The organism is Devosia naphthalenivorans, from assembly GCF_003056355.1.
GTDB classification, from domain to species: Bacteria; Pseudomonadota; Alphaproteobacteria; order Rhizobiales; family Devosiaceae; genus Devosia; species Devosia naphthalenivorans.
This window is the reverse complement of the sequence record NZ_PYVW01000008.1, coordinates 110,019-123,245: the sequence shown is the minus strand read 5'-3', so window position 1 is coordinate 123,245 and position 13,227 is coordinate 110,019. Positions and strand designations below refer to the sequence as shown.

Genomic DNA, 13,227 nt, shown 5'->3' with positions numbered 1-13,227 from the left:
CTCGTTTGCAGATAGGTCCCGGTCAACGGGCATTAGCGGAGGGTTAGAAAATGGCCGACTACAGAGTACCGTCACCCCTGGCCCGCGAGGCTATGGCCTATGTGCTTGCAGGTGGGCGCGGTACCAGGTTGATGGAACTGACCGACCGCCGCGCCAAGCCCGCCGTGTATTTTGGAGGCAAGTCGCGTATCATCGACTTTGCGCTGTCCAATGCGATCAATTCCGGCATTCGCCGTATTTCGGTGGCCACGCAGTACCAAGCACACAGCCTGATCAGGCATCTGTCGCGCGGCTGGAACTTCCTGCGCCCCGAACGTAACGAGAGCTTTGACGTGCTGCCCGCGAGCCAGCGCGTGCGCGAGGACATGTGGTATGCTGGCACAGCCGACGCCGTGTACCAGAACATGGATATCATCGAGGATTCCGGCGCCCGCTACATCGTCATCCTGGCGGGCGACCACATCTACAAGATGGACTACGAAATCATGCTTCGCCAGCATGTGGACACCGGCGCTGACGTGACCATCGGATGCCTGGAAGTGCCGCGCATGGAGGCGGTGGGCTTTGGTGTGATGCACGTAGACGGCCGCGACCGCGTGGTCGATTTCGTCGAGAAACCCAAAGATCCGCCGGGTATCCCGGACAAGCCCGACACGGCGCTGGCTTCGATGGGTATCTATGTTTTCGAAACTCGGTTCCTGATGGAGCAATTGCGGCGCGACGCAGCGACCGAGGGCTCCAACCGCGATTTCGGCAAGGACATCATCCCCTATATCGTCAAGAACGGCACGGCCTGGGCCCATCGCTTTCCACGCTCATGCGTGCGCTCGAGCAATGAGGAGGTCAGCTACTGGCGTGACGTCGGCACGATCGATGCATACTGGAAGGCTTCGATCGATTTGACCGACATCAAGCCGCAACTTGATCTGTATGATCGCGACTGGCCGATCTGGACCTATGCCGAGATCACCCCGCCCGCCAAGTTCGTGCACGATTTCGACGGCCGGCGCGGTTCGGCGGTCAACTCGCTGGTTTCAGGCGATTGCATCATCTCGGGCGGCCATCTGCAGCGTACGCTGCTATCGACGGGTTCGCGCGTGCATTCATATTCGGAACTCGACGAGGCGGTGGTGCTGCCCTATTGCGACATCGGCCGCAATGCACGGCTGCGCAAGGTGGTGATCGACCGCGGCGTCAACATTCCCGAGGGGCTTGTCGTTGGTGAGGACCCCGAATTCGACGCAAAGTGGTTCCGGCGCAGCGATGAAGGGGTGACGCTGATCACCCAGACCATGGTCAACAAATACATGGCTGGGCGATGATCGAGGTTCTCTCGGTCGCGTCCGAGGTTTATCCCCTAATCAAGACGGGAGGGCTCGCAGATGTTGCGGGCGCGTTGCCGGCAGCATTGGCAACGCACGGGGTCACCATGCGCACACTGGTGCCCGGCTACCCCACCGTCATGAGCAAGATGACCGGCGGCCGGGTCGTCATGGAACTCGACGATCTGTTCGGCGCTCCCGCCAAGCTGATCGCCGGGCGGGTGGACGGCCTTGATGTCATCGTCATCAATGCGCCTCAGCTCTATGACCGCCCCGGCAATCCCTATGTCAGCCCGGACGGATGGGACTGGCCGGACAACTGGAAGCGGTTTGCGGCGCTGGGTTGGGTAGCGGCCGAACTGGGCGTGGGCATGGTCGACGGTTATCGACCCCAGGTCATCCACGCCCATGACTGGCAGGCGGGGCTCGCCCCGGCCTATATAAAGTTCAGCCCCAATGCCGACGTCAAGACGGTGATGACCGTCCATAACATGGCTTTCAAAGGCTTCTTTGGCGGTGAAATTTTTGGCCAATTGCGATTGCCACCCCACGCATTCGGCGTTGGAGGGGTGGAGTATTACGGCGGCGTCTCCTACCTCAAATCGGGTATGGAATGTGCGGACTACGTGACGACGGTCAGCCCCAATTACGCCGACGAAATTCGCACGCCCGCTTTCGGGATGGGACTTGAGGGGCTGCTCAATGGCCGGGCGGACACCGTCGTCGGCATACTCAACGGGATCGACACCGCCGCGTGGAATCCAGCTACTGATCCTACATTGGTCCAGAACTTCACGGTCAACACGATCCATACGCGTCGTGTGAACAAGCGGGCCGTTGTCGAGAAGTTCGGTCTCGATGGTGCCGATGGCCCGTTGTTTTGCGTGGTGAGCCGACTGACAGACCAGAAGGGCATGGATCTGTTGCTGCAAGCTGCAGATGGCCTGGTTGACCTTGGCGGCCGGCTTGCCGTGCTGGGTTCGGGAGAACCCTATCTGGAAGACGGATTTCGTCACCTGACAGTGAAGCATCCCGGCAAGGTCGCGCTTATTACCGGCTATAACGAAGCGCTGAGTCACCTCATGCAGGGCGGATGTGATGCGATCCTCATTCCGTCGCGTTTCGAGCCATGCGGCCTAACGCAATTGTATGGGCTGCGATATGGCTGCGTCCCGGTTGTCAGTCGTATCGGGGGGCTCGCCGACACGGTGATCGACGCCAATCCGGCCGCAATTGCAGCTGAAGTTGCGACGGGGGTCGTGTTCGATCCCGACAGCGTTCACATGCTCTATGAGGCAATCCGCAAAACCGTGCGCCTCTACAGCGACGAAAAACTCTGGAAGAAAATTCAACGGCGGGGAATGAAGTCGGACGTCTCCTGGGACACCAGCGCCACGCGCTACGCCGAACTCTACGCCACACTTACCGGGCTCAAGACCAATGACCATCCAGACGATTGAGACGACCCCCTATGCCGACCAGAAGCCAGGCACCTCCGGCCTGCGCAAACGGGTGAGCGTCTATAGCCAGCCAAACTACGTCGAGAACTTCATCCAGTCGATCTTCGACAGCCTCGATGGCTATGAAGGCAAGACGCTGGTGATCGGCGGGGACGGGCGCTACTACAACGACGTTGCCATCCAGAAAGCCATCCGTATTGCCGCGGCCAATGGCTTCGGCAAGGTTCTGGTGGGTGAGAACGGTTTACTCTCGACCCCGGCCGCCAGCCACATCATCCGTCACTACAAGGCCTTCGGTGGCCTAGTGCTATCGGCCAGCCACAATCCGGGCGGCCCCGAGGGCGACTTCGGCATCAAGTACAATATCGGCAATGGCGGCCCGGCACCGGAGAAGATCACCGACGCGGTGTTTGCCCGGACCAAGGTGATCGACAGCTACAAAACCGTGGATGCTCCCGATGTGGCGTTGGGCGAGGTTGGCCAGCACTGGTCCGGCGACATGGTCGTCGAAGTTATCGATCCGGTTGCCGACTACGCGGCCCTGATGAAGAGCCTGTTCGACTTCCCGGCGATCAGGGAGATGTTCGCGTCGGGTTTCACCATGACGTTCGATGCGATGCACGCGGTGACGGGGCCCTACGCACATGCGATCCTTGAAGGGATGTTGGACGCGCCCAGGGGGACGGTGATCAACGGTACGCCATCGCCTGACTTCGGCAATGGTCATCCCGACCCGAACCTCGTCTACTGCAAGGAAATGTTCGACCTGCTGATGACGCCCCAAGGTCCGGATTTCGGCGCCGCCTCGGACGGCGACGGGGATCGGAACCTGATTATCGGCAAGAACCGGTTCGTTACGCCATCGGACTCGCTGGCGCTTTTGGCCGCCAATGCCCATCTGGCGCCGGGCTACAAGGGCGGCATTGCCGGCATTGCGCGCTCCATGCCTACCAGTGCTGCAGCGGACCGGGTTGCGGAAAAGCTCGGCATCGAGATGCATGAAACGCCTACCGGATGGAAGTTCTTCGGCAATCTGCTTGATGCCGGGCGCGTCACCATCTGCGGTGAGGAAAGCGCGGGCACGGGCTCCAGCCATGTGCGCGAAAAGGACGGTCTCTGGGCGGTGCTGCTATGGCTCAACATCCTTGCCGTGCGAAAGCAGAGCGTCGACGAGATCGTGCGCGAGCACTGGGCGACCTACGGCCGCAATTATTATACCCGCCACGACTATGAAGAAGTCGATGCGGCCATAGCCGGCAAGCTGGTCGAGGATCTACGTGAGCAATTGCCGTCGTTGCCGGGCCGCAACTTCGGCGATGATTTGCAGGTCGCCTATGCTGACGACTTCACCTACCACGACCCGGTGGATGGCTCGACCAGCGCCAAGCAAGGCGTTCGCATCGGCTTCACCGATGCCTCGCGGATCGTGCTGCGCCTCAGCGGCACTGGCACGGTGGGCGCCACCTTGCGGCTTTATCTCGAGCGCTATGAGGCGCCCGATGGACGGCACGACCTTGAGACGCAGATGGCTTTGGAACCCTTGATCGCGCTTGCCGATGATCTTGCCGGGGTCAAGCAGCGCACCGGGCGGCAGGAACCCAGTGTTATCACCTGAAGTCGGCAGCACGATGAAACCGGTATTGGTCCCCAATGGGGGCCGCATCGACAGGCTCGGCGCCACGGTCACGCCCGAGGGCGTCAATTTTGCCGTATATTCGGAAAGTGCGACCGCGATCTGGGTGTCGATCTTCGACGAGTTGGATCAGGAAACGGATCGCTTTGCGCTGGATGTGCGCCAGGACCACATCTGGGCCGGCTTGATCTCAGGCTTAGGGGCAGGCACCCCTTACGGGCTGCGTGCGGACGGAGAATATAACCCCGACCAGGGCTATTTCTTTGATCCCATGAAGCTTCTGGTCGATCCCTATGCCAAGAGGCTGGACAGGGTCTTTGTGCGCTCGCCACGCTTGCGGCTGGACCGCGCCGAAGCCGTGGATACCGCGCCACTCGTTCCCAAGGCTATCGTGGTCAGCGAGGCCTGGGAGGCTGCCGTACCACGCAAGAAAGCGCCAACGCTGTTCTATGAAATGAACGTGCGCGGCTACACCATGCGGCATCCCGGCGTGCAGGGGCCGCTGCGTGGCTCCATCGCCGGCCTCACCACCCAGCGCGTGATCGACCATCTCAAATATATCGGCGTCGATACGCTGCAGCTGATGCCCACGGCCGCTTGGATCGATGAGGGTCATCTTCCGGCGCTAGGGCTGACCAATGCCTGGGGCTACAACCCGATAGCCTATTCGGCGATCGATCCGCGGCTTGCCCCCCGCGGCCCGCATGAACTGCGCAACATGACCGATCTTTACCGCAAGAATGGTATCTCGGTCATTCTCGACGTGGTCTACAATCACACGGGCGAGGGTGACGCCTTTGGGCCCATGCTGAGCCTGATGGGACTAGATGCGCGGACCTATTATCGGTTCGTTGAAGTTGACGGCAAGCAGGTTCTGGTCAACGACGCCGGCACAGGCAATACGCTGCGGTGCGACCATCCGGCGGTGCAGCGGTTGGTGATCGATAGCCTGCGCTACTGGGTCGAGGAAATGGGCGTCTCCGGCTTCCGGTTCGATCTGGCGACCGTGCTGGGCCGCGAGCCCGGGTTCAACCCCAATGCCGTGATGCTGGAAAAGATCAAGTCCGATCCGGTGCTCAGCAAGTGCATCCTTGTGGCGGAGCCCTGGGACGTGGGGCCTGGCGGCTACGCGCTTGGGCAGTTTGGCAAGGAATTCCGGGAGCACAACGACACATACCGGGACGAGATTCGCGGCTTCTGGCGCGGCGAAGACGGCAAGATCGGTGAACTCGCCGGCAAGGTCGCAGGCTCGGCCGAGATATTCGACTTTGCTGGCCGCAAGCCTAGCCATGGGGTCAACATGCTGGCTGTCCATGACGGGTTCACCCTGCGCGATCTCGTCAGCTATGTGGACAAGCACAACGAGGCCAACGGCGAGCATAACCGGGACGGACACAGCCACAATTCCTCCTGGAATTGCGGCATTGAAGGTGAAACCGACGATCCCGCCGTCATCTTCGCGCGCAAGCGGGATGTGCGGGCGCTGCTCGCCACATTGTTCATGTCGCGCGGCATTCCGCTGTTGCAGCAAGGCGACGAGATGTTCCGCACGCAGCAGGGCAACAACAATGCCTATGCGCAGGACAACGAGATCACCTGGCTCGATTGGGAAAACGCCGATGGCGATCTGGTGGACTTCGTCGCCGCCATCAACCAGTTCCGCAAGGCCCATTCGGCGCTGACGCATGACCATTGGCTGACCGGACAGGAGCGCAACGGCGTGCGCGACGTGGTCTGGCTGCATCCCGATGGCCGGGAAATGAACGAGGATGACTGGCGCTATTCCGGTGCCTCGGTGCTCGGCATGCACCTGCGCAACAAGGATGACGAAGTGCTGGTCTGGTTCAATCGCCGTATCGAACCTGTTGTGGCGCATCTGCCTGACAGCAATTGGCAGGTCGGCATCGTTTCCGATCACACGGCACAGGTGACACTGATGGAATCCACCGCAACCCTAACGCCACGATCCGTCACCGCGCTGATCCGGCCGGTGCAGCCATGATCATCGCGCAGCTCAGTGACATCCATGCGGATGGAAGCAGCAAAGCCCTGGCACGACTCGATAGCGTGCTGGGCTGGCTCAAGCCTCTCCAACCGGACGCAATCATTATCAGCGGTGATCTGGCAGAGGTTTCGCACGAGCAAAGCTACGGTGATGTTCGCGACCGGCTGGAGGCGATGAACACCCCGTTTTATGTGGTTCCGGGCAATGTCGATGAACCCGCTACGATGCGGCGTGTCTTTGGCGACCGTTTCGACTGGCGCGCAGAGGGTAAGCTGAACTGCACTGCAGTGATCTCGGATGAGGTGCGGGTCATCGGCTTGGATGCCACCGTCGCGGGCGCTCACCACGGCGACGCTGAACCGGTGCTTGCATGGCTCGAGGCTCAGTTGAACGCCGGTGGTCCACCGGCCTTGGTCTTCCAGCACCAGCATCCGTTTTTCTGTGGGATCGACGGGAAAGATCGGAACAACTGCCGCAATCAGGAAGCCCTCGCACGGGTAATCGGAACGGCTCGCGACACCGTGCTCGGACTGAGTTGCGGGCACGTGCATCGCCCGATGTTCACCCGCTTCGCCGGCCTTCCCGCCACCATGGCGCCTTCAGTCGCCCGGGCGAACCAGTTGCGGCTCGATGGCAAGGAAGCACCCATCGCTGATCCGCCAGGACTGATGCTGCATCACATTCAGGAAAGCCGGCTTGTCAGCCACGCGGTCATGGTGGCGTAAGCTGCCGATGCGCAGGGACGTTCCGGGTTTTCACATCAGTCGCATCGCGAAGAGCGCGACAAAGCCAAGCCCCAGCGCCAGGCACAAGGGCGAGTAGACCCGGCGATCATTGAAGCGGAAACTGGGCTCCGGCGTGCGGGCAGCCCACCAGGCCGTATAGCCAATTGCTCCCCGAGCGAGGAACACGGCGCCGACGGGAAGTGCGGAGAGCGTGAGGCCCAATCCCCCGCTGGTGTGATCGGCCAGCGAAAGTGCCAGGATGCCGGCAGCCAGCGTCAATACGGCCACAGAAAACGAAGCCCAGCGCGGCGGCATGCGTTCAATGCCCGCTGTGCCGACAACGGTCTGCGCCAGGAGCTTTTCTTCGCGGATAGGCCAGGTGCGCCCAAACGACCATGCCAAATGCGCCATCGATGCGCTCAGCAGGGCGATAAACATCAGGGCGGAAACTAACATGCTCATGGGCGAAACAGTCTCGTCAAAAAATGGGCCTCCCCGTGGCGCAGCGCACCTATCGTTCTTCGGGGAGATTGCGATCTATGGAGTATTGACCAGTTCCGCACAGGTCAACACAGCCGCAGCATCCTCACCCTCTGTCACGTCAAAGAGGCTCGCATCTGGCCCTTGGCTCTCCCAAATCCAGCGACCCGACGCATAGCGCGCCAGGCCGTCCGAAAGCACCGAGGCAAATACCAGCGGTTGGGTTTCCCCTTCGACGGGAATGATCGCCAGGAAATTTGGCACGGCGTCCAGGTAAGTGACGACGAGCGGCGCTTCCGTGCCGCAATCATAGGTGACGGTCCGTCGTTCAAAGTCCTGGTCAGCGCTGAGTTGTAGCTGGAGTGAGGTTTCCACCGCAGCTGCGGGCAAAGTCGATAGCAGGGCAATGACAGTGATGGCGGCAATCGATTTTGTCGTCATGAGTGAACTCCGGTGACCGTTTTGCACCATTGCAGCATCACCAAGCGGCAGAATTTGGATGGCCTGGCGGCCGCCTCAATGGGTGCTGTCTTGCTTTACCTTCCGGTAAACGGCGCATGCGCGGTCGATCACCTCGTCGATCAGGACTTCGCCCTCCGCCATCTGTGGATCGCGCGTCTGGGTGCGCGCGATCAGCGAATAGGCCAGGACCTGAATGGCATAGGCCTCGTTCTGCCGGCCTTCGCGGTAATGCGCGTCGCCCCGCTCCTGGAACTTCTTGAGCAGTTGATCGTAAATCGGAACCGTCATAACGGATTTGGCCGCGGACCAGCTCGTGGCCTTCAGATCATTAGCCAGTTCTGCCGCCAGCGTGCCCAGAACCCAGATGATTTCGGGGTCCTTGGTGCCATCCTGCTGCAAGTCGCGCAGCAAGGTTGCGAAGCGCTGCTTGAAATCTTGTTCCTTGGTGGTCATGGGCAATGTTCCAGTCACGGCAGATGCGCGCCGTTAAAGCACTTTGCAGGTCGAAACGCCACCACTTGCGGCAATTTCGCATGGTGCGCACCAGGGCGCCGATCACACTTTGTCTGGGGCGGAACCCTTGCTGGTCGGTCTCGTTAAAGCTGCGAGCCGTGCCGCAACAGCGGGTGGCGAAGTGCTTGGCAGCCAATGGTTTGCCAAACAGTCGGTGGACTGCCGCAGAGGCTGACGCTCCTTTGTGGTGTCTCCCGTGGGGGCGCGAAACTTTGTTTCGCGTCCCTTTTTACTTGCCTAGATTCCCTTGGTGAGATTCAGCCGGTCCAGGGTCGAGCGGTCGGCGGGATCGACCATGCCGACCATGAACTGGGTGACGATCTTGCGGGAACCGGGGGGAAGGCTCGCGATGGCGGCCTCAATGCGGCTAGCCTGGGTGACGGACAAGGTGCGGAAGAATTGCCGGCCTTTGTCGGTTGCGTGCAGCAGGCGCTGCCGGCGGTCGGCATGGCCTGTCTTCTGCTCGATATAGCCATTGTCGATCAACTGCCGCAGCACCCGGGCGAGGCTTTGCTTGGTGATTTTCAGAATGTCGAGCAGGTCGGCAACGGGCATGCCGGGGCGCAGATTGACAAAGTATAGCACGCGGTGGTGAGCCCGGCCGAAATCCTGGCGTTCGAGCAGCGCATCGGCATCGCCGGTGAAGTCACGGTAGGCAAAGAAGAACAAGCCCATGATGTCGAGGGGCAGGGCGGCATCGTCGCCCGGTGGCACGGAATTTATGTCAGCCTTGTTGACATTCTTTTGGTGCGCTGCCATTGTCTTCCCATCAGGACGCCGTTCAGTCTTATCCCTCAGGCTTTGTGGTTTGCCAAGGCCTTGAGCCTGGGGCATGATCGGCGCCAAATTGGGCGGCTGTGACGTTCGCCCAGCAAGGTATTCGGGAGAGGATCATGGCCGGTGTGCCCATGGACCAGCGTGATGGCTGGATCTGGTTTGATGGTGAATTCAAGCCCTGGAAAGATGCAAAAATCCACGTGCTGACGCATGGGCTGCACTATGCAAGCTCGGTGTTCGAAGGTGAGCGCGCCTATGGCGGCGAGATCTTCAAGTCGCGCGAGCATACCGAGCGGCTGATCCGCTCGGCGGCGACGCTGGATATGCCTTTCCCCTATTCGGTCGACGAGATCGAGGCGGCCAAGCGTGCGGTGCTGGAAAAGAACGGCCTGGTCGATGCTTATGTGCGTCCGGTGGCGTGGCGCGGTTCGGAAGAGCTGAGCGTTCCTGCTCGCAACAACAAGGTGCATGTGGCGATCGCCGCCTGGGTCTGGCCGAGCTATTTCTCGGTCGAAGAAAAGCTCAAGGGCATCCGGCTCGAATGGAGCCGCTGGAAACGCCCGTCTCCGGAAACCATCCCGTCGTCGGCCAAGGCTGCCGGTCTTTATATGATCTGCACCCTGTCCAAGGACGCGGCCATGGCCAATGGCTATGCCGATGCACTGATGCTGGACTATCGCGGCTATGTGGCCGAAGCCACCGGCGCCAACGTGTTCTTCATCAAGGGCAAGGACATCACGACGCCGACGCCCGACTGTTTCCTGAACGGGATCACGCGGCAGACGCTGATCGATCTGGCCAAGCGAAACGGCTATACCGTTACCGAGCGCCACATTATGCCGGAAGAACTGAGCCAATTCGACGAATGCTTCCTCACCGGTACGGCCGCCGAGGTTACCCCGGTCAGCCAGATCGGGGAGTATAATTTTACGCCGGCCGAAGGCTGCCGTACGCTCATCGATGCGTATTCGGCTGAAGTGCAGCCCAAGCGCGCTGCCGCGGAATAAGCGGAATCAATATGCGAAAAAGCCGGGCCAAGTGCCCGGCTTTTTTGGCACTACTCCCAGCGCGCCTTCGCCCGATCATCCTCAGCCTTGGCCTCTATCCATCTGGTTCCGGCGAGGCCTGTTTCCTGCTTCCAGAATGGTGCATCGGTCTTGAGGTAATCCATCAAGAACTCGGCGCCCTTGAAGGCAGCCTCACGGTGCGGTGACAGGGTCATTACCTGAACGATTGGTTCACCGGGTCGGAGCGTGCCGTAGCGGTGGATGACCGTGGCGGCGAGGAGTTCGAAGCGGGCGGTGGCTTGCTCGACTATTGCGGATAGCTGGTTGATCGCCAGTTCCGGGTAGCATTCCAGCGTCAGTGCGGTGATCGGGTCCTGCGCGCTGGAACGAACCACACCCGTGAAAGTCGCCGCGGCTCCGGCGCCATTCGCAGTTGCGAGAAAGGCGTTGAGTTCGGCGCCGGGATCGAACGGCTCGGGCGAGACGCGGACCTCTATCTCAGCCTCCCGTCATCGGAGGGAACAGCGCCACGGTGCTGGCGCCGCGAATGGATGCGTCGTGCGCTACGAGCCGGGCGTCCACGGCGGCCTTGATCAGGGCGCGCTTTTCGACCGCGTGCGAGAATGCGTCGTCACGGGAGGCGAGCCAATCAATCAGCTTGGCAACGGTATCAACTTCGTCAGGGGGAGAAACTTCCTCCTCGCCCCGGTTGAGCCGTTCGCGGAGCCAGGCGAAATACAGCACCTTCATTTGGTTTCAGCCGTCAGATGCGGCCAGCTGGCGCGCAGGTATTGAAAGCCCGTCCAGATGGTGAGGATGCCGGCGAGCCAGAGCAGCACATCGCTGACCAGGCCAATGCCGGGGACGATGGTTTCGAGCAGGACGATGGCCAGCGAGACCAGCTGGATCGTGGTCTTCCACTTGGCCAGCCAGCTTACGGGCAGCACGATCTTGGTATTACCCAGGAACTCGCGCAGGCCGGAGACGAAGAACTCTCGGAACAGGATGGCGCAGGCGGGAACCATGTCCCAGGCCGTAAGGCTGCCATCCCAGGCAAGCGCCGCAATCAGGATGCCGACGAGAAGCTTGTCCGCGATGGGGTCGAGCATGCGGCCCAGGGGAGAGTACTGGTCCCAGGCACGAGCAAGATAGCCGTCCAGCCAGTCGCTTGCGGCAGCGACTCCATAGATGATCAGGGCCAGCAGCCGCATAGTCGGATCCCCATTCATCACCAGTGCAACGATGGGGATTATCGCCAGGATTCGCGCTATGGTAATAAGATTTGGAACGAGCAGGAGCGGTGATCTGGCCATGGGAGGACAGAACAGGAATGGGGAGTGGGGGTCAAGGGTGCCAGTTGAACCCGAGCCCCGTTCTTTCTTGTCCCTCGCCCCTGAGGGGCGAGGTGAGCAGTTGCCCGCGGGTGACCTGGTGATCAGGCGACCTGCTGGGTGGTGGCCAGGCGCCGTTCGGTTACGGCGTCCGCAAGAGCCTGCAGCGTGGTAACCGTCGTATCCCAATCGATGCAGCCGTCGGTGATCGACTGGCCGTAGACGAGTTCCTTGCCTTCGATGAGATCCTGCCGGCCGGCGACAAGGTTGGATTCGATCATGACCCCAATAATGCGGCGGTCACCGGCAGCCATCTGGCGGCCGATGTCGGCGAGAACGAGCGGCTGGTTCTCCGGGTTCTTGGACGAGTTGGCGTGGCTGGCGTCGACCATGATCGAAGGGGCAAGGCCCGCCTTGGTGGCAGCTGCTGCTGCGGCATCGATGCTGGCGGCGTCGTAGTTGGTGGTTTTGCCACCGCGCAGGATGATGTGGCAGTCCTCGTTGCCCGTCGTCGCCGCGATAGCCGAGCGGCCGTCCTTGGTGACGGCGAGGAAATGGTGTGGTTGGCTGGCGGACTGCACGGCGTCGAGCGCAATCTTGACGTTGCCATCGGTGCCATTCTTGAAGCCCACCGGGCAGGAGAGGCCGGAGGCCAGTTCGCGGTGGATCTGAGATTCGGTGGTGCGGGCGCCGATGGCGGCCCAGCTGACGAGGTCGGCGATGTATTGCGGCGTCGTCATGTCGAGGAATTCGCACGCGGCTGGCAGGCCCATATTGGCGATGTCGAGCAGCAGGGCGCGAGCAGTGTGCAGGCCCACATCGATCTGGAAGCTGCCATCGAGGTTAGGGTCGTTGATCAGGCCCTTCCAGCCGACGGTGGTGCGCGGCTTTTCGAAGTAGACGCGCATGATGATCTCGAGCCGGTCGCCCAGGGTGTCACGCAGCGCGGCGAGGCGCTTGGCGTAGTCCAGCGCCGCGGCGGGATCGTGGATGGAACAGGGGCCGACAATGACGGCGAGGCGGTCATCGGTGCCTTGCAGGATGTTGTGGAAGTCGTGACGGGCGCTAAGCACGGTTCGGGTCGCGGCGTCGGTGCGCGGATGCTGGCGCATGACCTCGATGGGCGTGGTCAATTCCATAATCGCGCTGATGCGCAGATCGTCAGTTGATTTAAGCACGGTGTGGACTCCTCGGGGATCTGGGTAGGGCGAGGCGGCCACAAAAAAACCGCCTCGGGGGGCGGTTGGCTCGGGATTGGTCTTATCTTGTCAGGATCAGATCAAGCGCGCGGTAGCCTCCGCCGGGAGCGGATAGCTAAAATACCAAAACGAGATGGTTGCGACGGAGATCATGGGCAGATGTGTAGCGCGGAGGATGCAAAGTGTCCAGCCTACTTTCGGATGACGTGCCGACGCGCCGCCTGGATGCGGTTTTGATCAGCGTGCACGTGGCGAGGCCTTGCCTCGGTAGGTTTTAGTGTGTGAGACAGAGCCTCGCCACATGCGATGGGAT

The 13,227-nt window shown here is 61.2% G+C and carries 14 protein-coding genes; 6 read left to right on the top strand and 8 right to left on the bottom strand.

Going from position 1 to position 13,227, the window contains the following annotated elements:
* Positions 1-50 precede the first annotated feature (50 nt).
* Genes glgC through C8264_RS12025 form a run of 5 tightly spaced genes read left to right on the top strand, consistent with a single transcriptional unit; the run spans position 51 to position 7,145 of the window.
* Positions 51-1,322, top strand: a complete 1,272-nt coding sequence (glgC, locus tag C8264_RS12045; protein ID WP_108461227.1) for a glucose-1-phosphate adenylyltransferase — start codon at positions 51-53, stop codon at positions 1,320-1,322.
* Positions 1,322-2,782, top strand: a complete 1,461-nt coding sequence (glgA, locus tag C8264_RS12040) for a glycogen synthase GlgA (RefSeq protein WP_108461270.1) — start codon at positions 1,322-1,324, stop codon at positions 2,780-2,782. The genes glgC and glgA overlap by 1 nt, the downstream gene beginning before the upstream one ends.
* The gene (locus C8264_RS12035; protein ID WP_108461226.1) at positions 2,763-4,397 is read left to right on the top strand and encodes an alpha-D-glucose phosphate-specific phosphoglucomutase; all 1,635 of its coding nucleotides are present in this window, start codon (positions 2,763-2,765) and stop codon (positions 4,395-4,397) included. Before glgA ends, C8264_RS12035 begins: the two co-directional genes overlap by 20 nt.
* A gap of 13 nt (positions 4,398-4,410) precedes the next feature.
* A complete protein-coding gene (glgX, locus tag C8264_RS12030; protein ID WP_108461225.1) occupies positions 4,411-6,417 on the top strand; it encodes a glycogen debranching protein GlgX in 2,007 nt (668 codons plus the stop codon).
* Positions 6,414-7,145: a metallophosphoesterase gene (locus C8264_RS12025; RefSeq protein WP_108461224.1), complete on the top strand. Its 732-nt coding sequence runs from the start codon at positions 6,414-6,416 to the stop codon at positions 7,143-7,145. The genes glgX and C8264_RS12025 overlap by 4 nt, the downstream gene beginning before the upstream one ends.
* 30 nt (positions 7,146-7,175) lie before the next feature.
* Here C8264_RS12025 and C8264_RS12020 read toward each other — a convergent pair whose 3' ends face one another.
* The 4 genes from C8264_RS12020 to C8264_RS12005 all read right to left on the bottom strand — a co-directional run bounded on the left by C8264_RS12020 (position 7,176) and on the right by C8264_RS12005 (position 9,359).
* Entirely contained in the window at positions 7,176-7,607 is a 432-nt protein-coding gene (locus tag C8264_RS12020; protein WP_108461223.1) for a DUF3995 domain-containing protein, read from the bottom strand.
* Positions 7,608-7,682: 75 nt separating this feature from the next.
* Positions 7,683-8,066, bottom strand: a complete 384-nt coding sequence (locus C8264_RS12015) for an MliC family protein (protein ID WP_162783600.1) — start codon at positions 8,064-8,066, stop codon at positions 7,683-7,685.
* 75 nt (positions 8,067-8,141) lie between these two features.
* Entirely contained in the window at positions 8,142-8,540 is a 399-nt protein-coding gene (locus C8264_RS12010; protein WP_108461221.1) for a hypothetical protein, read from the bottom strand.
* Positions 8,541-8,837: 297 nt separating this feature from the next.
* Positions 8,838-9,359: a MarR family winged helix-turn-helix transcriptional regulator gene (locus tag C8264_RS12005; RefSeq protein WP_245893118.1), complete on the bottom strand. Its 522-nt coding sequence runs from the start codon at positions 9,357-9,359 to the stop codon at positions 8,838-8,840.
* A gap of 134 nt (positions 9,360-9,493) precedes the next feature.
* Here C8264_RS12005 and C8264_RS12000 point away from each other — a divergent pair, with 134 nt between their 5' ends.
* Complete coding sequence (locus tag C8264_RS12000) at positions 9,494-10,384, top strand: branched-chain amino acid aminotransferase (protein WP_108461220.1); 891 nt, start codon at positions 9,494-9,496, stop codon at positions 10,382-10,384.
* Between the two features lie 50 nt (positions 10,385-10,434).
* Here the strand turns inward: C8264_RS12000 and C8264_RS11995 are convergent, their stop codons facing one another.
* The 4 genes from C8264_RS11995 to C8264_RS11980 all read right to left on the bottom strand — a co-directional run bounded on the left by C8264_RS11995 (position 10,435) and on the right by C8264_RS11980 (position 12,893).
* On the bottom strand, positions 10,435-10,881 hold the full coding sequence (locus C8264_RS11995; protein WP_108461219.1) for a molybdenum cofactor biosynthesis protein MoaE: 447 nt from the start codon (positions 10,879-10,881) through the stop codon (positions 10,435-10,437).
* 1 nt (position 10,882) lies between these two features.
* Positions 10,883-11,134 (bottom strand): molybdopterin converting factor subunit 1, encoded by a 252-nt coding sequence (gene moaD, locus C8264_RS11990; protein WP_108461218.1) that lies wholly within the window; start codon positions 11,132-11,134, stop codon positions 10,883-10,885.
* Positions 11,131-11,697 (bottom strand): CDP-diacylglycerol--glycerol-3-phosphate 3-phosphatidyltransferase, encoded by a 567-nt coding sequence (pgsA, locus tag C8264_RS11985; RefSeq protein ID WP_108461217.1) that lies wholly within the window; start codon positions 11,695-11,697, stop codon positions 11,131-11,133. Before pgsA ends, moaD begins: the two co-directional genes overlap by 4 nt.
* A 122-nt stretch (positions 11,698-11,819) precedes the next feature.
* Positions 11,820-12,893: a 3-deoxy-7-phosphoheptulonate synthase gene (locus C8264_RS11980; RefSeq protein WP_108461216.1), complete on the bottom strand. Its 1,074-nt coding sequence runs from the start codon at positions 12,891-12,893 to the stop codon at positions 11,820-11,822.
* Positions 12,894-13,227: the final 334 nt, after the last annotated feature.